Origin of the sequence: Serratia sp. FS14, assembly GCF_000695995.1 — a bacterium.
GTDB lineage: Bacteria > Pseudomonadota > Gammaproteobacteria > Enterobacterales > Enterobacteriaceae > Serratia > Serratia nematodiphila.
This window is the reverse complement of the sequence record NZ_CP005927.1, coordinates 98455-116418: the sequence shown is the minus strand read 5'-3', so window position 1 is coordinate 116418 and position 17964 is coordinate 98455. Positions and strand designations below refer to the sequence as shown.

Sequence of the window (17964 nt, the reverse complement as noted above, 5' to 3'; positions counted from 1 at the left end):
ATGGCAGACTATCAGGGTAGAAAAGTCGTCATCATCGGGTTGGGCCTCACCGGCCTGTCCTGTGTCGATTTCTTCATGGCGCGCGGCGTAACGCCGCGCGTGATGGATACCCGTATCGCGCCGCCAGGGTTGGACAAACTGCCTGAAAGCGTGGAGCGCCATCTGGGCGATTTGAATCAGGACTGGCTGCTGGCGGCGGATCTGATCGTCGCCAGTCCGGGCGTCGCGTTGGCGACCCCGGCATTGAGCGCCGCAGCGGACGCTGGCGTGGAAATCGTCGGCGACGTCGAACTGTTCTGCCGCGAGGCGCAGGCGCCGATCGTGGCGATCACCGGCTCCAACGGCAAAAGCACCGTCACCACCCTGGTGGGCGAAATGGCGAAAGCCGCCGGTTGGGCGGTAGGCGTGGGCGGCAATATCGGCCTGCCGGCGCTGAGCCTGTTGCGTCAGGAATGTCAGCTGTACGTGCTGGAGCTGTCCAGCTTCCAGCTTGAAACGACGCATAGCCTGCGGGCGGCGGCGGCGACCATCCTGAACGTGACCGAAGATCATATGGATCGTTATCCATTTGGCCTGCAGCAGTATCGCGGCGCCAAGCTGCGCGTGTATGAAAACGCCGCGGTGTGCGTGGTGAACGCGGACGATGCGCTGACCATGCCGGTGCGCGGCGCCGACGAGCGCTGCGTCAGCTTCGGGGCGGACGTGGGCGACTATCACCTGAACCGTCAGCAGGGCGAAACCTGGCTGCGGGTGCGCGGTGAGAAGGTGCTGAATACGCGCGAGATGAAGCTGACCGGCCGCCACAACTACACCAACGCCCTGGCGGCGCTGGCGTTGGCGGATGCGGTCAATATCCCGCGTGCCTCCAGCCTGAAGGCGCTGACCACCTTTACCGGCCTGGCGCATCGTTTCCAGCTGGCCTGGGAGAACAACGGCGTGCGTTGGATCAACGATTCCAAAGCCACCAACGTCGGCAGCACCGAAGCGGCGCTGAACGGCCTGCAGGTGGACGGCACGCTGCATCTGCTGCTGGGCGGCGACGGCAAGTCCGCCGATTTCTCGCCGCTGGCGCGCTATCTGCAGGGCGACAACGTGCGGCTGTATTGCTTTGGCCGCGACGGCGCCCAGCTGGCGCAGCTGCGGCCGGAAGTGGCGACGCTGACCGAGACCATGGAGCAGGCGATGCGCACCATCGCCGGCCGCGTACAGCCCGGCGATATGGTGCTGTTGTCGCCGGCCTGCGCCAGTCTCGATCAGTTCCGTAATTTTGAAGTGCGCGGCGATGAGTTCGCCCGCCTGGCGCAGGAGCTTGGCGGATGAAACTACGCTTGCCGAACTTCGGGCTGACAGAACGGCTGAAAGACTGGGTGACCGGCGCGCGCGACAACGACGCGGTCAACATGGTGCTGTACGATCGCACCCTGCTGTGGCTGACCTTCGGGTTGGCGATCATCGGCTTCGTGATGGTGACCTCGGCGTCGATGCCGATCGGCCAACGCCTGGCGGACGATCCGTTCCTGTTCGCCAAGCGTGATGCGCTGTATCTCGGCCTGGCGTTCGGCCTGTCGCTGGTGACGCTGCGCATCCCGATGGAAGTTTGGCAGCGCTACAGCAACGTGATGCTGCTGATGTCGATCGTGATGCTGCTGATCGTCCTGGTGGTGGGGAGCTCGGTAAACGGGGCCTCGCGCTGGATCGCGCTCGGCCCGCTGCGTATTCAGCCGGCGGAGCTGTCCAAGCTGTCGCTGTTCTGCTATCTGGCGAGCTATCTGGTGCGCAAGGTGGAAGAGGTGCGCAGCAACTTCTGGGGCTTCTGTAAGCCGATGGGCGTCATGGTGGTGCTGGCGGTGCTGCTGCTGGCGCAACCGGATCTCGGCACCGTGGTGGTGCTGTTCATCACCACGCTGGCGATGCTGTTCCTGGCCGGCGCGAAAATGTGGCAGTTCCTGGCGATCATCGGCTCCGGCGTGTTCGCCGTGGTGCTGCTGATTATCGCGGAACCCTACCGTATGCGCCGCGTGACCTCGTTCTGGAACCCGTGGGCCGACCCGTTCGGCAGCGGCTACCAGCTGACCCAGTCGCTGATGGCATTCGGCCGCGGTGAGTTCTGGGGGCAGGGGCTCGGCAACTCGGTGCAGAAACTGGAGTATTTGCCGGAAGCGCACACCGACTTCATCTTCTCCATTTTGGGTGAAGAACTGGGCTATATCGGTGTGGTTTTAGCCCTGTTAATGGTATTCTTCGTCGCTTTTCGCGCGATGTCCATCGGGCGCCGCGCGCTGGAGATCGACCAACGCTTCTCCGGCTTCCTGGCCTGCGCGATCGGCGTGTGGTTCAGCTTCCAGGCGCTGGTTAACGTCGGCGCCGCCGCAGGCATGCTGCCGACCAAAGGTCTGACGCTGCCGCTGATCAGTTACGGCGGCTCGAGCCTGCTGATTATGTCGACGGCGATCGTGCTGTTGCTGCGAATTGATTATGAAACGCGCCTGACCAAGGCTCAGGCGTTTGTGAAGAGGTAAGGGATGAGCGGGAAACCTAAGCGTTTAATGGTGATGGCAGGCGGTACCGGCGGGCACGTGTTCCCGGGGCTGGCGGTCGCGCATCATCTGATGGCGCAGGGCTGGCAGGTGCGCTGGCTCGGAACCGCAGACCGAATGGAAGCCGATCTGGTGCCGAAGCACGGGATCGAGATTGATTTTATCCGCATCTCCGGCCTGCGCGGCAAGGGCCTGAAGGCCCAGTTGACGGCGCCGCTGCGGATCTGGCAGGCGGTGCGGCAGGCGAAAGCCATCATGCGCAGTTATCAGCCGGATGTGGTGCTGGGGATGGGCGGTTACGTTTCCGGCCCCGGCGGCCTGGCGGCCTGGCAGTGCGGCATCCCGGTGGTGCTGCACGAACAGAACGGCATTGCCGGCTTGACCAACCGCTGGCTGGCGCGCATCGCCGCCAAAGTGATGCAGGCCTTCCCCGGCGCGTTCCCGAACGCCGAGGTGGTGGGCAATCCGGTACGTACCGACGTGTTGGCGCTGCCGTTGCCGGCGGAGCGGTTGCAGGGGCGCGAAGGCCCGATCCGCGTGCTGGTGATTGGCGGAAGTCAGGGCGCGCGCGTGCTGAATCAGACAGTTCCTGAAGTCGCGGCGCGTTTGGGCGATAGAATTACGCTCTGGCATCAGGTTGGCAAGGGCGCGCTGGAAACGGTGCTGCGCGATTACGAAAGGGTAGGGCAGACGCAGCACAAGGTGACCGAGTTCATCGACGACATGGCCGCCGCCTATGCCTGGGCCGACGTGGTGGTCTGCCGCTCCGGCGCGTTGACCGTCAGCGAAATCGCGGCGGCGGGGCTGCCGGCGATCTTCGTGCCGTTCATGCACAAGGACCGCCAGCAGTACTGGAATGCGCGTCCGCTGGAAGAAGCCGGCGCGGCGAAGATTATCGAACAGCCGCAGTTCAACGCCGATGTGGTGGCCGAACTGCTGGCGAGCTGGGATCGCAAGACGCTGCTGGCCATGGCCGAGAAAGCGCGCGCGGTCGCCATTCCGGACGCCACCGAGCGCGTGGCGGCGGAGCTGGTGCGGCTCGCCAAGTAACGAGTGCAGGGGTTCGGTGCGCCGAACCTGAATAAAAGCAATGTGATGTAGGGCCGGGGTACCGGGTCCGGATTAGAGAGAGTGATGAATACACAACAACTGGCGAAACTACGTACTATCGTGCCCGAGATGCGTCGCGTCCGGCACATTCACTTTGTCGGCATCGGTGGCGCCGGCATGGGTGGTATCGCCGAAGTGTTGGCAAACGAAGGGTATCAGATCAGCGGCTCCGACCTGGCGCCGAATCCGGTGACCCAACAGCTGAGCGCGCTCGGAGCGACGATTTATTTCAATCACCGTCCGGAAAACGTGCTGGATGCGAGCGTGGTGGTGGTCTCTACCGCCATCTCCGCCGACAACCCGGAGATCGTCGCCGCTCGTGAAGCGCGCATCCCGGTGATCCGCCGCGCTGAAATGCTGGCGGAGCTGATGCGTTTTCGTCACGGCATCGCTATTGCCGGCACGCACGGCAAAACCACCACCACGGCGATGGTCTCGAGCATTTATGCCGAAGCCCGCCTGGACCCGACCTTCGTCAACGGCGGGCTGGTGAAGGCGGCGGGTACCCACGCACGACTGGGGTCCAGCCGTTATCTGATCGCGGAAGCGGATGAGAGCGATGCGTCGTTCCTGCATCTGCAGCCGATGGTGGCCGTGGTCACCAACATTGAAGCCGACCACATGGACACGTACCAGGGCGACTTCGAGAACCTGAAGCAGACGTTTATCAATTTCTTGCACAACCTGCCGTTCTACGGCCGTGCGGTGATGTGCATTGACGATCCGGTGGTGCGTGAGCTGTTGCCGCGCGTGGGGCGCCATATCACCACCTACGGCTTCAGTGAGGATGCCGATGTGCGCATCGAAGACTACCGGCAGATTGGGCCGCAGGGGCACTTTACCCTGAGCCGTCAGGACAAACCGTTGCTGACGGTGACGCTGAACGCGCCGGGCCGCCACAATGCGTTGAACGCAGCGGCGGCGGTGGCGGTAGCGACCGAAGAAGGCATCGACGACGAAGATATCCTGCGCGCGCTGGCGGGCTTCCAGGGCACCGGGCGCCGCTTCGATTTCCTCGGCGAGTTCCCGCTGGAACCGGTCAACGGCAAAGCGGGCAGCGCGATGCTGGTGGACGATTACGGCCACCATCCGACCGAGGTGGACGCCACGCTGAAAGCGGCGCGCTCCGGCTGGCCGGACAAGCGTCTGGTGATGATCTTCCAGCCGCACCGTTATACGCGCACCCGCGATCTGTACGACGATTTCGCCAACGTGCTGTCGCAGGTGGATGTGCTGCTGATGCTTGACGTGTACGCCGCCGGCGAAGCGCCGATCCCGGGCGCGGACAGCCGTTCGCTGTGCCGCACCATCCGCAGCCGCGGCAAGCTGGATCCGATCCTGGTTTCCGATGCCGATAGCGTGCCGGAAACCCTGGCGCAGCTGCTGCAGGATGAAGACCTGGTGCTGGTGCAGGGCGCCGGCAACGTGGGCAAAATCGCCCGTAAACTGGCCGAGCTGAAGCTGCAGCCGCCGAAGAAAGAGGAGGAGCACCATGGCTGATAAAGTTGCAGTTCTGCTGGGCGGCACCTCCGCCGAACGCGAAGTTTCTCTGCAATCCGGCGCCGCGGTGCTGGCTGGGTTGCGCGAAGCCGGTATCGATGCGCACGGTGTCGATACCCGCGATTTCCCGGTGACCCAGCTGAAAGATCAAGGGTTCACCAAAGTGTTTATCGCGCTGCACGGGCGCGGCGGCGAGGACGGCACCCTGCAGGGGCTGCTGGAGTTCCTCGAGCTGCCTTATACCGGCAGCGGCGTGATGGCCTCGGCGCTGACCATGGACAAATGGCGCACCAAGATGGTGTGGCAGTCGATGGGCTTGCCGGTGGCGCCTTACGTGGCGCTGAATCGCCAGCTCTATCTCGGCGCCGAAAAAGCGGCGCTGCTGGCGCGCGTGGCGGATCTCGGCCTGCCGCTGATCGTCAAGCCGAGCCGCGAAGGCTCCAGCGTCGGCATGAGCAAGGTCACCGAAAGCGCGGCGTTGGCAGCGGCGCTGGAAGAAGCCTTCCGCCATGACGACGATGTGCTGGTGGAGAAGTGGTTGAGCGGCCCGGAATACACCGTGGCGATGCTGGGCGACCAGGTTCTGCCGTCGATCCGCATCCAGCCGGCCGGCGTGTTTTACGACTATCAGGCCAAGTACATTTCGGACGATACGCAGTACTTCTGCCCGAGCGGTTTGAGCGCCGAGCAGGAAGCCGAGATGGCGGCGTTGGCGCTGCGCGCCTACCGCGGTCTGGACTGCAGCGGCTGGGGCCGCGTCGACGTGATGCAAGACAGCGATGGCCGCTTCTATCTGCTTGAGGTGAACACCTCTCCGGGCATGACCAGTCATAGCCTGGTGCCGATGGCGGCGCGCCAGTTTGGATTAAGCTTCTCGCAGTTGGTGGCGAGAATTTTGGAGTTGGCCGACTGATATGTCGCAAGCTGCCCTGAATGCGCGCGATCGCGAGGTGGATAACGGCCCGCGCCGCAGCAATGGAACCCAGTTGGCGGGAATGATTTTCCTGCTGATGGTGTTGGGAACGGTCGTGTGGAGCGGTTGGGCGGTGCTTGGCTGGATGAAAGACGCCAGCCGCCTGCCGCTCTCAAGGCTGGTGGTGACCGGCGAACGCCATTACACCACCAACGATGATATTCGTCAGGCGATCCTGGCGCTGGGCGCACCCGGCACCTTTATGACGCAGGATGTGGACGTCATCCAGCAGCAGATCGAACGTCTGCCGTGGATCAAGCAGGCCAGCGTGCGCAAACAATGGCCGGATGAGCTGAAGATCCATCTGGTGGAGTACGTCCCGGTGGCGCGCTGGAACGATTTGCACATGGTGGACGCCGAGGGCAAAGCGTTCAGCGTGCCGGCGGAGCGGGCGGGCAAGCAGAAGTTGCCGCTGCTCTACGGGCCGGAAGGGAGCGAGCAGGATGTGCTGGAAGGCTATCGGGCGATGAGCGCCACGTTGGCGGCCAGCAAATATACGCTGAAAATGGCGGCGATGACCGCGCGCCATTCCTGGCAGCTGGCGCTGGACAACGATGTCCGGCTTGAGCTGGGGCGCGATGACCGCAACGGGCGTTTGCAGCGGTTTATCGAGCTTTACCCGGTATTGCAGCAGCAGGGCCAGGCGGAGAGCAAGCGTGTCAGCTATGTCGATCTGCGCTACGAGTCCGGCGCTTCGGTAGGGTGGGCTCCGGTGTTGGTCGATCCGCAGGCGCTTGGCGGTCAGCAAAACAGTAATCAGCAACAGAATCAGGCACAGGCAAAACAACAATGATCAAGTCGACGGACAGAAAACTGGTAGTTGGACTGGAGATCGGTACTGCAAAAGTCTCCGCGTTGGTAGGGGAAGTTCTGCCCGATGGCATGGTCAACATTATCGGGGTGGGCAGCTGCCCGTCTCGCGGTATGGATAAGGGTGGCGTAAACGACCTGGAATCGGTGGTGAAGTGCGTACAGCGCGCCATCGATCAGGCCGAGCTGATGGCGGACTGCCAGATCTCTTCGGTGTACCTGGCGCTGTCGGGCAAACACATCAGCTGTCAGAACGAAATCGGCATGGTGCCGATCTCGGAAGAGGAAGTGACGCAGGACGACGTGGAGAATGTGGTGCACACCGCCAAATCGGTGCGCGTGCGCGACGAACACCGTATCCTGCACGTGATTCCTCAGGAATACGCCATCGATTATCAGGAAGGCATCAAAAACCCGGTTGGGCTGTCCGGCGTGCGCATGCAGGCCAAGGTGCATCTGATTACCTGCCATAACGATATGGCGAAGAACATCGTCAAGGCCGTGGAACGTTGCGGCCTGAAAGTTGACCAACTTATTTTCGCCGGTCTGGCCGCGAGCTACGCGGTGCTGACCGAAGATGAACGCGAACTCGGCGTTTGCGTGGTGGATATCGGCGGCGGCACCATGGATATGGCGGTGTATACCGGCGGTGCGCTGCGCCACACCAAAGTGATCCCTTATGCCGGGAACGTGGTCACCAGCGATATCGCCTACGCCTTCGGCACGCCGCCGACCGATGCGGAAGCGATTAAAGTTCGACACGGTTGTGCGCTTGGGTCGATTGTTAGCAAGGATGAGAATGTAGAGGTGCCTAGCGTCGGGGGACGTCCTCCGCGCAGTCTGCAAAGACAGACGCTGGCTGAAGTCATTGAGCCACGCTACACCGAACTGTTGAATCTGGTTAACGATGAAATTTTGCAATTGCAGGAGCAACTGCGTCAGCAAGGGGTGAAGCATCATCTGGCGGCAGGTATCGTGCTGACCGGTGGCGCCGCCCAGATTGATGGCCTGGCAGCCTGTGCGCAACGGGTGTTCCACACTCAGGTACGCATCGGCCAACCCTTGAACATCACGGGTCTGACGGATTATGCGCAGGAGCCTTACTACTCGACGGCGGTAGGTCTGCTGCACTATGGAAAAGAGTCTCACCTGAGCGGTGAGACAGAAGTAGAAAAACGCGCCTCGGTGGGCAATTGGTTTAAACGCATCAATAGCTGGCTGAGAAAAGAGTTTTAATGTTTCAACAAAGAGATCATGCTGAGTAATCTTTTTATGATCTCGCAGCGACAGGCACAAAACGGAGAGAAACTATGTTTGAACCAATGGAACTAACCAATGACGCGGTGATTAAAGTCATCGGCGTCGGCGGCGGCGGTGGCAACGCCGTTGAACACATGGTGCGCGAGCGCATCGAAGGTGTTGAATTCTTCGCTGTGAACACGGACGCCCAGGCGCTCCGCAAAACGGCGGTTGGCCAAACCATCCAGATTGGTAGCGGTATTACCAAAGGTCTGGGTGCGGGCGCGAACCCTGAGGTGGGTCGCAATTCAGCGGAAGAAGACCGCGAAGCCCTGCGCGCAGCGCTGGACGGCGCAGACATGGTCTTCATCGCGGCCGGCATGGGCGGCGGTACCGGTACCGGTGCGGCGCCAGTGGTGGCTGAAGTGGCTAAAGATTTGGGTATTCTGACCGTGGCCGTGGTGACCAAGCCTTTCAACTTCGAAGGCAAGAAGCGCATGGCATTCGCGGAGCAGGGTATCGCTGAACTGTCCAAACACGTGGACTCGCTGATCACCATCCCGAACGATAAGCTGTTGAAAGTTCTGGGGCGCGGCATCTCTCTGCTGGACGCGTTCGGCGCGGCCAACGACGTGCTGAAAGGCGCGGTGCAGGGTATCGCCGAGCTGATCACCCGTCCGGGCCTGATGAACGTCGACTTCGCCGACGTGCGCACCGTGATGTCCGAAATGGGCTACGCGATGATGGGTTCCGGCGTGGCTTGCGGTGAAGACCGCGCCGAAGAAGCGGCCGAAATGGCGATCTCCAGCCCGCTGCTGGAAGACATCGACCTGTCCGGCGCGCGCGGCGTGCTGGTCAACATTACCGCTGGCTTCGATCTGCGTCTGGATGAGTTCGAAACTGTGGGTAACACCATCCGTGCGTTCGCTTCCGACAACGCTACCGTGGTTATCGGTACCTCGCTGGATCCGGAAATGAACGACGAACTGCGCGTTACCGTGGTTGCAACCGGTATCGGTATGGACAAGCGTCCTGAAATCACTCTGGTGACCAATAAGCAGGCCAGCCAGCCAGTGATGGATCACCGTTATCAGCAGCACGGCATGTCGCCTCTGCCGCAGGAAGTGAAACCTGCCGCCAAGGTGGTCAACGACCAAGCTGCGCAGCCGAATAAAGAGCCCGACTATCTTGATATTCCAGCCTTCCTGCGTAAACAGGCAGACTAAGAATATCCTGAGAATTTGGAATCTCCGCTCTTTGTGCTAAACTGTCCCGCCGGCCATGCTGTATGCTTGGCTGGTAGGATGGATAACATTGCGAGATAAAACGATGATCAAACAAAGGACATTAAAACGTATTGTTCAGGCGACTGGCGTCGGTTTGCATACCGGCAAGAAAGTCACGCTGACAATGCGCCCAGCGCCGGCTAATACCGGGGTCATCTATCGTCGCACTGACTTGAATCCACCGGTTGATTTTCCGGCTGATGCAAAATCCGTGCGTGATACCATGCTCTGTACTTGCCTGGTGAATGAGCATGACGTGCGTATTTCGACCGTTGAGCACCTCAACGCCGCGCTGGCTGGGCTGGGCATCGACAATATCGTCATCGAAGTCGACGCCGCTGAAATCCCAATCATGGACGGCAGCGCCAGTCCGTTCGTGTTCTTGCTGCTGGATGCCGGCATCGAAGAACTGAACTCGGCGAAGAAATTCCTGCGTCTGAAAGAGACCGTGCGTGTTGAAGATGGCGACAAATGGGCCGAGTTGTCCCCGCATAACGGGTTCCGCCTGGACTTCACCATCGACTTCAACCACCCGGCTATCGACGCCAGCTCTCAGCGCTACCGTCTTGATTTCTCGGCTGAGTCGTTCGTGCGTCAAATCAGCCGCGCGCGCACCTTCGGGTTCATGCGCGATATCGAATATCTGCAGTCCCGCGGCTTGGCCCTGGGCGGCAGCTTCGATTGCGCCATCGTGGTAGATGACTACCGCGTGCTGAACGAAGACGGTCTGCGTTTCGAAGACGAGTTCGTACGTCACAAAATGCTGGACGCCATCGGCGACCTGTTCATGTGCGGCCACAACATCATTGGCGCGTTCACCGCGTTCAAGTCTGGGCACGCGCTGAACAACAAACTGCTGCAGGCCGTGCTGGCCAAGCAGGAAGCGTGGGAATACGTGACCTTCCAGGACGAAGCCGAAATGCCGTTGGCATTCAAGGCACCGTCTACCGTATTGGCGTAAGGTCTGAATTCCTCGCCTGCTGCGAATAACGGCAGGCGCATCCTCTGAGAGCCTGAGAATTCAGGCTCGTGATGCCGTCTGATGTTTTGCAGTTGTGTCGCTGATTACTTATCACGACTGGTTGTGTTGGTACCCTCTCCGGCCAATGCAGCCAGCCGTTCCAATATCTTGCGCAGTTTCTCCGGGCTACGGCTCGCCAATCCCCTCAGCTCTTCCGCACTCTCCAGACTCAAATGCCGCATCGGCACGGGTTTTTCCGGCGCTTTCTCGGCGTTTTGCACCTGGTTGCTGCCTTTCGCCATCAAGGCCGGATTAATCCTGATGTCGATCGACGACAATGATGGTAGAATTTGCGCTCGTAGTGCAGACAGCAAAGCGGGTTGTTCGTAGCGCAAGCGCATCATCCAACTGGCATTTGCCGTTTCGAGCACTAAAATACCCTGTCGGAAATTCGCGACGCGGCACCAGGGATGCAGGGGAGCGGGCAACAGGCCCTTCACTGCACGGTTAAGCTTGAGCAGCGCCACCGCGCGTTGCTGGACGTTATGCAGCGGCCCTTTGCTGCCGGCAGACGCGTCGTCGAACAGGACATCTAATAATTGTGGACGGCTATCGCGCATAATGGGCTCCGGCGGATTATAAACTCGTGATCGGTATTCTAAATCGTTGGCGACAATTTGGCAGACGTTATTTCTGGCCCCATCTCCTGTTAGGGATGGTTGCGGCCACGCTTGGCGCGTCTTCCAATTTGTCCGGCGCTCCCGATCAGGCCGCATTGCCGAATACGTCGTCCAGCCTTAACCGGCAAAATTCGGCCAACGGCACCTTCACCAGCCTGGCCCTGCTGCAGGACGCGCACCGCCGCCCTACCTTCAGCGTAGATTATTGGCAGCAGCATGCATTGCGCACCGTCATTCGTCACCTCTCTTTCGCGCTGGCGCCGCAGGCGGTTTATGCGCGGGTACAGGAGAGCGAAGTCGAAGCGGAACCGCCTTTGCAGGTAGCGCAACTGGCGCTGCTGTCTACCCTCAACGCGCTGCTGACGCACGAGCCGAAGCCGCCGACCATCATTCGCCACACCCACCTTGAGGTGCTGCCAACGCTGGCGCGGCACCAGACCGGCCTGTGGGTGGCTCAGGTGCAGGGCATTCGCGCCGGGCCCGTCGCCCTCGTCTGATCTCGCCCTTAGGGCATAAAAACCATAAATAATAGCAAGTTGACTGCCGCATTCGGCCGTCATGACAGAGATATCAAACATCATGTTAGTGAAATTATTAACCAAAGTTTTTGGCAGCCGTAACGATCGTACCCTGCGCCGCATGCGCAAAGTGGTTGAGCAGATCAACTGCATGGAACCGGACATGGAAAAACTGTCCGATGATGAGCTGAAAGCGAAAACCAACGAGTTCCGCGCACGCCTGGAAAAAGGCGAGTCGCTGGAAAGCCTGATCCCGGAAGCCTTCGCCGTGGTGCGTGAGGCGAGCAAGCGCGTGTTCGGCATGCGTCACTTCGACGTGCAGCTGCTGGGCGGCATGGTACTGAACGACCGCTGCATCGCCGAGATGCGTACCGGTGAAGGTAAAACCCTGACCGCGACGCTGCCGGCCTACCTGAACGCCCTGAGCGGCCGCGGCGTGCACGTGGTGACCGTCAACGACTATCTGGCGCAGCGTGACGCCGAAAACAACCGCCCGCTGTTCGAGTTCCTCGGCCTGAGCATCGGCATCAACCTGCCGGGCATGCCGGCGCCGGCCAAGCGTGAAGCTTACGCCGCCGACATCACCTACGGCACCAACAACGAATACGGCTTCGACTACCTGCGTGACAACATGGCGTTCAGCCCGGAAGAGCGCGTGCAGCGCAAACTGCACTATGCGCTGGTGGATGAGGTGGACTCCATCCTGATCGATGAAGCGCGTACGCCGCTGATCATCTCCGGCCCGGCAGAAGACAGCTCCGAGATGTACATCAAGGTCAACAAGCTGATCCCTAAACTGATCCGCCAGGAAAAAGAAGACTCCGACACCTTCAAGGGTGAAGGGCACTTCTCGGTGGACGAGAAGGCGCGCCAGGTGCACCTGACCGAACGCGGCCTGATCCTGATCGAAGAGATGCTGGTAGAGGCTGGCATCATGGATGAAGGCGAATCGCTGTACTCGCCGACCAATATCATGCTGATGCACCACGTTACCGCCGCGCTGCGCGCCCACGTGCTGTTCACCCGCGACGTTGACTACATCGTGAAAGACGGCGAAGTGATCATCGTCGACGAACACACCGGCCGTACCATGCAGGGCCGCCGTTGGTCCGATGGCCTGCACCAGGCGGTGGAAGCCAAAGAAGGCGTGGAGATCCAGAACGAGAACCAGACGCTGGCTTCGATCACCTTCCAGAACTACTTCCGTCTGTACGAGAAGCTGGCCGGGATGACCGGTACCGCCGATACCGAAGCCTTCGAATTCAGCTCGATCTACAAGCTGGACACCATCGTGGTGCCAACCAACCGTCCGATGATCCGTAAGGACATGCCGGATCTGGTGTACATGACCGAGAAAGAGAAGATCGGCGCCATCATCGAGGACATCCGCGAGCGTACCGCCAAAGGCCAACCGGTGCTGGTGGGGACCATCTCAATCGAGAAATCCGAAGTGGTGTCCCGTGAGCTGACCAAAGCGGGCATCGACCACAAGGTGCTGAACGCCAAATTCCACGCCATGGAAGCGGATATCGTCGCCCAGGCCGGCCAGAGCGGTGCGGTAACCATCGCCACCAACATGGCGGGTCGTGGTACCGATATCGTGCTGGGCGGCAGCTGGCAGGCCGAAGTGGCGCTGCTGGAAGAACCGACCGAAGAGCAGATCGAAGCCATCAAAGCCGCCTGGAAAGAGCGCCACGACGCGGTGCTGGCGGCGGGCGGCCTGCATATCATCGGCACCGAGCGCCATGAATCGCGCCGTATCGATAACCAGCTGCGCGGCCGTTCCGGTCGTCAGGGCGACGCCGGTTCATCCCGCTTCTACCTGTCGATGGAAGATGCCCTGATGCGTATCTTCGCCTCGGATCGCGTGTCCGGCATGATGCGTAAACTGGGCATGAAAGAAGGCGAAGCGATTGAGCATCCGTGGGTGACCAAGGCGATCGCCAATGCCCAGCGTAAGGTAGAGAGCCGCAACTTCGACATCCGTAAGCAACTGCTGGAGTATGATGACGTCGCCAACGATCAGCGCCGCGCCATCTACAGCCAACGCAACGAATTGCTGGACGTGTCCGACGTGAGCGAAACCATCGCCAGCATCCGCGAGGACGTGTTCAAGAGCACCATCGACAACTACATCACGCCGCAGTCGCTGGAAGAAGAGTGGGACATTCAGGGGCTGGAAGAGCGTCTGAAGAACGACTTCGATCTGGAGATGCCGATCGCCCAGTGGCTGGACAAAGAGCCGGAGCTGCACGAAGAGACGCTGCGCGAACGCATTCTGGAGAACGCCAAAGAGCAGTACCTGCGTAAGGAAGAAGTGGTCGGCAGCGAGATGATGCGCAACTTCGAGAAGGGCGTGATGCTGCAGACGCTGGATTCTCTGTGGAAAGAGCATCTGGCGGCGATGGACTACCTGCGTCAGGGTATCCACCTGCGCGGTTACGCGCAGAAGGATCCGAAGCAGGAGTACAAGCGTGAATCCTTCAACATGTTCGCCACCATGCTGGAATCGCTGAAATATGAAGTGATCAGCGTGCTGAGCAAGGTACAGGTGCGGATGCCGGAAGAGGTGGAAGCGCTGGAACAGCAGCGCCGTGAAGAGGCCGAGCGTCTGGCGCAGCAGCAACAGCTGAGCCACCACGACGAGAACGCGCTGGTGACTGAAGATCCGAACGCGCCGGCGACCGCCGAGCGTAAAGTGGGGCGCAACGATCCTTGCCCATGCGGTTCCGGCAAGAAATACAAGCAGTGCCACGGCCGCCTGCAGTAATGCCGGCCGCGGTTAACCGATAACACCCAGGGGTTCAGCTTGCTGAGCCCCTGTTTTTTGGCACCCATCAGGAGGGTGAGATGAAACATCTGAATATCGCCGTGGGCATTATCCGCAATGCTCAACAGGAGATCTTTATTACCCGCCGCGCCGCCGATGCGCACATGGCCGGCTTTTGGGAGTTTCCCGGCGGTAAGATCGAACAGGGTGAAACGCCTGAACAGGCGTTGAGCCGCGAGCTGCGGGAAGAGACCGGTATCGAAGCCGAACGCGCCGAACTGCTGGAGGTGGTGGAGCACCGCTTCAGCGATCGCATCGTGACGCTGAATTTTTATCTGGTAGAAGCCTGGGCGGGTGAGCCGTTCGGCCGTGAGGGGCAACCGATGCGCTGGGTAAAACAGGCGGACCTGCGTGAAGACGAGTTCCCGGAAGCCAACGTCGGCATTATTCAGCTGCTGGTGGCACAGGCGAACGCTGCGCAATAACCAGTTTGGCCTGGCGTCCGCCAGGCCAACAGCGGGCGATCAGCGATCGTCCATTTCGCTCCAGTCTTCGCTTTCCGACAGATCGCTGTTGCTCGGAATGCGCTTCTCTTCATCGGCCCACTCGCCGAGATCGATCAGCTGGCAGCGTTTGCTGCAAAATGGCCGGAATGGGCTGACTTCACCCCAAACCACGCCGGTGCCACAGGTTGGGCATTTTACTACGGTCGTCATAACGGTTCCTTACGCCTTCTGACAATACTGAGAAGGCTTTCTTTCATAAGTTCAACAACAGGCCAGTTCGAACGTCAGGCGTTCAGGCACCGCGCCATGTTCGCTGTCCAGCGGCAGGAAACGAATAGCATAACGCGTCTTATGGCCGGAAATCTGCGGATAAAGCTGCGGCGCCAGATGGAGGCGCAGGCGCAGCAGATCCGCCCCTTCGGCGTTGTCCTGGAAAAAACCGTTCAGGCTGATTTGATTGCGGAACGGCCCGGATTGGCGGATCAGATCCAACACCATGATCAGCGCCTGGTTCAGCGGATCCAGCGACTGCAGCCAGGCGGCGACGTCGGCATCGCGATCCTGCTGCGGCGCGTGCATCCACATGTGCAGGGTCGGCAGATCGAAGCTGCAGCAACCGCCAGGAATGTTCAGCCGCTGACGCACCAGGCCGATCAGCCGATCTTCGCGCAGCGCCTGGCCGAGGCGCGGCGCCGCCATCAGCGCCGACGAGCGCGACTTCAGCTGGCCGCGCAGCTGGTCGATCAGCGCCATATCCACACCCGGCACATCGGCCCAGGCCAACAGTTTCTGCTGCTGGCGCTCCAGCTCTTTGAGCAGTTCGGTGCGCACTTCGCCGCGCTCCAGCACGTCCAGCAAGTCGGAGACGGTGCGAAAGAAGGTGAGGGCGATGGCGGTTTCACTCAGGGCGCGTTGGCCGTGCAGCTGTTGCAGCAGGAATTCGATGCGCAGCCAGGTGCGCATCTTCTCGTTCAGCGGGTGTTCAAAGAGAACGGTTGGGGAAACATCACTCATGCAGTTTAATCCTGTTGGGGCGCTGTTGCCGCCAGTTCAAGGTAGCGACGATGCAGAGCGGCGACCTGTGGCTCTATCCCCTGAGCGGCGCCGCTGTTGTCAATAATGTCATCCGCCACGGCGAGGCGCTGCTGGCGCGTGGCCTGGGCGGCGAGAATGCTCTGCGCTTGCTCACGGCTTACGCCGTCGCGCGCGATGGTGCGAGCCAGCTGGGTTTCGGCGTCGACGTCGATCACCAGCACCCGATCGGCGCGATCCTGCAGGCGGTTTTCCACCAGCAGCGGCACCACCCACAGCGCGTACGGGCTGGTGGCCTGCGCCAGTTGGCGCTGGGTTTCTCGGTGTATCAGCGGGTGCAGCAGCTGGTTCAGCCAGGTTTTGTCATCGGGATGGCTGAAGATGCGCTGACGCAGCGCAGCGCGATCCAACGCACCGTCCGGCAGCAACATTTCATTACCAAATCGTTCGGCGATCGCGGCCAAGGCAGGGGTGCCCGGCTCGACGACCTGACGGGCGATCACGTCGGCATCGACAAGGGTTGCGCCGTGGCGCGCAAAGGCGTTCGCGACGGTCGTCTTGCCGCTGCCTATGCCCCCGGTCAACGCAACAATGTAGGCCATGGTGTTAGGTGCATCCGATGTTCATAAAAAAATAATAGTCGAATCATAAAGCGATCGCGCAGAAGTGCAAGTCGGCAGGCGGCGCTTGCGCATCGGCACCGATTGGGTGGCGAGAAAAAACGCAGCGGCACGGCAAAAATGAGCGGGCAATCACACTGCGATTATGCAGGTAAATTTGTCGGATTGTAGCGTAAATAAAGGCGAATTCGCAGTCTTGTTCGGCGATTATTAGCGCGTATTATAACGTCACTGGAACTGGCATTAATCTCGCCGCCGTCTTTTTGCGCCACTGGAAAGCCGTCGGGTAGAGGTTCGAATATCCTCCTTGCGATCCGTCGCCATTAACCAGGAAATCATAAGTCATGCGTATTGAAGAAGATTTGAAGTTGGGCTTTAAAGACGTGTTGATCCGCCCTAAGCGTTCCACGCTGAAAAGCCGCTCCGAGGTTGAACTGGAACGTCAGTTTACCTTCAAGCATTCAGGTTGCAGCTGGTCCGGCGTGCCGATTATCGCCGCCAACATGGACACGGTGGGCACCTTCCGCATGGCCGAGGCCCTGGCTTCTTTCGACGTTCTCACCGCCGTACACAAACATTACAGCGTCGAGCAATGGGCTGACTTCGTGCAGCGCATGCCGGAATCGGTGCTGCGCCATGTGATGGTCTCCACCGGCACCTCCGAAGCCGACTTCGCCAAAATGCAGCAGATCCTGGCCCTGTCTTCGGCGCTGAAATTCATCTGTATCGACGTGGCCAACGGCTACTCCGAACACTTCGTCGCTTTCCTGCAGAAAGCGCGCGAAGCCTGCCCGAATCACGTCATCTGCGCCGGCAACGTGGTAACCGGCGAGATGGTGGAAGAGTTGATCCTCTCCGGCGCCGACATCGTGAAAGTCGGCATCGGCCCGGGGTCGGTATGCACCACCCGCGTGAAGACCGGCGTGGGCTATCCGCAGCTGTCGGCGGTGATCGAATGCGCCGACGCGGCCCATGGGCTGGGCGGCCAAATCGTCAGCGACGGCGGCTGCTCGGTGCCGGGCGATGTCGCCAAAGCCTTCGGCGGCGGCGCGGACTTCGTGATGCTGGGCGGCATGCTGGCCGGCCACGACGAGTGCGAAGGCACCGTGGTGGAAGAGAACGGCGAGAAGTTCATGCTGTTCTACGGCATGAGCTCTGAATCGGCGATGAAGCGCCACGTCGGCGGCGTAGCAGAGTATCGCGCGGCCGAAGGCAAAACCGTCAAGCTGCCGCTGCGCGGCGAGGTGGAGTTTACCGTGCGCGATATCCTCGGCGGTTTGCGTTCCGCCTGCACCTACGTCGGCGCCGAGCGTCTGAAAGAGCTGACCAAGCGCACCACCTTTATCCGCGTGGCGGAGCAGGAAAACCGCGTCTTCGGCAGCAAATAAGCCGCAGCTTGCATTCGGGCGCCGCGCACCGCGG

The 17964-nt window shown here is 60.7% G+C and carries 17 protein-coding genes; 13 read left to right on the top strand and 4 right to left on the bottom strand.

Features of this window, described 5'->3' with window-relative positions; all coding sequences use genetic code 11:
• The 9 genes from murD to lpxC all read left to right on the top strand — a co-directional run bounded on the left by murD (position 1) and on the right by lpxC (position 10416).
• Positions 1–1320: a UDP-N-acetylmuramoyl-L-alanine--D-glutamate ligase gene (gene murD / locus L085_RS00550; RefSeq protein WP_033651671.1), complete on the top strand. Its 1320-nt coding sequence runs from the start codon at positions 1–3 to the stop codon at positions 1318–1320.
• Complete coding sequence (ftsW, locus tag L085_RS00545; protein ID WP_015376649.1) at positions 1317–2519, top strand: cell division protein FtsW; 1203 nt, start codon at positions 1317–1319, stop codon at positions 2517–2519. Before murD ends, ftsW begins: the two co-directional genes overlap by 4 nt.
• A gap of 3 nt (positions 2520–2522) precedes the next feature.
• A complete protein-coding gene (gene murG, locus L085_RS00540) occupies positions 2523–3587 on the top strand; it encodes an undecaprenyldiphospho-muramoylpentapeptide beta-N-acetylglucosaminyltransferase (protein WP_004932773.1) in 1065 nt (354 codons plus the stop codon).
• 84 nt (positions 3588–3671) lie between these two features.
• Complete coding sequence (murC, locus tag L085_RS00535; RefSeq protein WP_044029686.1) at positions 3672–5147, top strand: UDP-N-acetylmuramate--L-alanine ligase; 1476 nt, start codon at positions 3672–3674, stop codon at positions 5145–5147.
• Positions 5140–6060, top strand: a complete 921-nt coding sequence (locus L085_RS00530; protein ID WP_021505336.1) for a D-alanine--D-alanine ligase — start codon at positions 5140–5142, stop codon at positions 6058–6060. The genes murC and L085_RS00530 overlap by 8 nt, the downstream gene beginning before the upstream one ends.
• Before the next feature lies 1 nt (position 6061).
• Positions 6062–6913 (top strand): cell division protein FtsQ, encoded by an 852-nt coding sequence (gene ftsQ, locus L085_RS00525; protein WP_004932761.1) that lies wholly within the window; start codon positions 6062–6064, stop codon positions 6911–6913.
• On the top strand, positions 6910–8166 hold the full coding sequence (gene ftsA, locus L085_RS00520) for a cell division protein FtsA (protein WP_004932758.1): 1257 nt from the start codon (positions 6910–6912) through the stop codon (positions 8164–8166). Before ftsQ ends, ftsA begins: the two co-directional genes overlap by 4 nt.
• Positions 8167–8240: 74 nt before the next feature.
• Positions 8241–9395 carry a cell division protein FtsZ gene (ftsZ, locus tag L085_RS00515; protein WP_004932757.1) on the top strand — a complete coding sequence of 385 codons (1155 nt, stop codon included), beginning with the start codon at positions 8241–8243 and terminating at the stop codon, positions 9393–9395.
• Positions 9396–9498: 103 nt separating this feature from the next.
• A complete protein-coding gene (gene lpxC, locus L085_RS00510; protein ID WP_004932754.1) occupies positions 9499–10416 on the top strand; it encodes a UDP-3-O-acyl-N-acetylglucosamine deacetylase in 918 nt (305 codons plus the stop codon).
• Between the two features lie 104 nt (positions 10417–10520).
• Here the strand turns inward: lpxC and L085_RS00505 are convergent, their stop codons facing one another.
• Positions 10521–11036: a DUF721 domain-containing protein gene (locus tag L085_RS00505; RefSeq protein WP_004932751.1), complete on the bottom strand. Its 516-nt coding sequence runs from the start codon at positions 11034–11036 to the stop codon at positions 10521–10523.
• Between the two features lie 26 nt (positions 11037–11062).
• Here L085_RS00505 and secM point away from each other — a divergent pair, with 26 nt between their 5' ends.
• From secM to mutT, 3 genes are all read left to right on the top strand, one after another.
• Complete coding sequence (secM, locus tag L085_RS00500; protein WP_044029684.1) at positions 11063–11593, top strand: secA translation cis-regulator SecM; 531 nt, start codon at positions 11063–11065, stop codon at positions 11591–11593.
• 82 nt (positions 11594–11675) lie between these two features.
• Complete coding sequence (gene secA, locus L085_RS00495; RefSeq protein ID WP_044029683.1) at positions 11676–14384, top strand: preprotein translocase subunit SecA; 2709 nt, start codon at positions 11676–11678, stop codon at positions 14382–14384.
• Positions 14385–14464: 80 nt separating this feature from the next.
• Positions 14465–14869, top strand: coding sequence for an 8-oxo-dGTP diphosphatase MutT (gene mutT / locus L085_RS00490; RefSeq protein ID WP_033631788.1), 405 nt, complete (start codon positions 14465–14467; stop codon positions 14867–14869).
• A 39-nt stretch (positions 14870–14908) separates the two neighbouring features.
• Here mutT and yacG read toward each other — a convergent pair whose 3' ends face one another.
• From yacG to coaE, 3 genes are read right to left on the bottom strand one after another with little or no spacing between them, the layout of a single operon-like run.
• Positions 14909–15100 carry a DNA gyrase inhibitor YacG gene (gene yacG, locus L085_RS00485; protein ID WP_004932737.1) on the bottom strand — a complete coding sequence of 64 codons (192 nt, stop codon included), beginning with the start codon at positions 15098–15100 and terminating at the stop codon, positions 14909–14911.
• 51 nt (positions 15101–15151) lie between these two features.
• Positions 15152–15904 carry a cell division protein ZapD gene (gene zapD, locus L085_RS00480; RefSeq protein WP_004932732.1) on the bottom strand — a complete coding sequence of 251 codons (753 nt, stop codon included), beginning with the start codon at positions 15902–15904 and terminating at the stop codon, positions 15152–15154.
• Between the two features lie 5 nt (positions 15905–15909).
• Positions 15910–16524 carry a dephospho-CoA kinase gene (gene coaE / locus L085_RS00475; protein WP_004932729.1) on the bottom strand — a complete coding sequence of 205 codons (615 nt, stop codon included), beginning with the start codon at positions 16522–16524 and terminating at the stop codon, positions 15910–15912.
• A 362-nt stretch (positions 16525–16886) separates the two neighbouring features.
• On the opposite strand from coaE, the gene L085_RS00470 reads away from it, so the two are divergent.
• Positions 16887–17930, top strand: coding sequence for a GMP reductase (locus L085_RS00470; RefSeq protein ID WP_004932727.1), 1044 nt, complete (start codon positions 16887–16889; stop codon positions 17928–17930).
• Positions 17931–17964: the final 34 nt, after the last annotated feature.

What these genes read in the sequence shown, in the direction of transcription:
- murD (WP_033651671.1), top strand. Translation starts at nt 1, where the DNA reads ATGGCAGACTATCAGGGTAGAAAAGTCGTCATCATCGGGTTGGGCCTC.
- ftsW (WP_015376649.1), top strand. Translation starts at nt 1,317, where the DNA reads ATGAAACTACGCTTGCCGAACTTCGGGCTGACAGAACGGCTGAAAGAC.
- murG (WP_004932773.1), top strand. Translation starts at nt 2,523, where the DNA reads ATGAGCGGGAAACCTAAGCGTTTAATGGTGATGGCAGGCGGTACCGGC.
- murC (WP_044029686.1), top strand. Translation starts at nt 3,672, where the DNA reads ATGAATACACAACAACTGGCGAAACTACGTACTATCGTGCCCGAGATG.
- L085_RS00530 (WP_021505336.1), top strand. Translation starts at nt 5,140, where the DNA reads ATGGCTGATAAAGTTGCAGTTCTGCTGGGCGGCACCTCCGCCGAACGC.
- ftsQ (WP_004932761.1), top strand. Translation starts at nt 6,062, where the DNA reads ATGTCGCAAGCTGCCCTGAATGCGCGCGATCGCGAGGTGGATAACGGC.
- ftsA (WP_004932758.1), top strand. Translation starts at nt 6,910, where the DNA reads ATGATCAAGTCGACGGACAGAAAACTGGTAGTTGGACTGGAGATCGGT.
- ftsZ (WP_004932757.1), top strand. Translation starts at nt 8,241, where the DNA reads ATGTTTGAACCAATGGAACTAACCAATGACGCGGTGATTAAAGTCATC.
- lpxC (WP_004932754.1), top strand. Translation starts at nt 9,499, where the DNA reads ATGATCAAACAAAGGACATTAAAACGTATTGTTCAGGCGACTGGCGTC.
- L085_RS00505 (WP_004932751.1), bottom strand. Translation starts at nt 11,036, where the DNA reads ATGCGCGATAGCCGTCCACAATTATTAGATGTCCTGTTCGACGACGCG.
- secA (WP_044029683.1), top strand. Translation starts at nt 11,676, where the DNA reads ATGTTAGTGAAATTATTAACCAAAGTTTTTGGCAGCCGTAACGATCGT.
- mutT (WP_033631788.1), top strand. Translation starts at nt 14,465, where the DNA reads ATGAAACATCTGAATATCGCCGTGGGCATTATCCGCAATGCTCAACAG.
- yacG (WP_004932737.1), bottom strand. Translation starts at nt 15,100, where the DNA reads ATGACGACCGTAGTAAAATGCCCAACCTGTGGCACCGGCGTGGTTTGG.
- zapD (WP_004932732.1), bottom strand. Translation starts at nt 15,904, where the DNA reads ATGAGTGATGTTTCCCCAACCGTTCTCTTTGAACACCCGCTGAACGAG.
- coaE (WP_004932729.1), bottom strand. Translation starts at nt 16,524, where the DNA reads ATGGCCTACATTGTTGCGTTGACCGGGGGCATAGGCAGCGGCAAGACG.
- L085_RS00470 (WP_004932727.1), top strand. Translation starts at nt 16,887, where the DNA reads ATGCGTATTGAAGAAGATTTGAAGTTGGGCTTTAAAGACGTGTTGATC.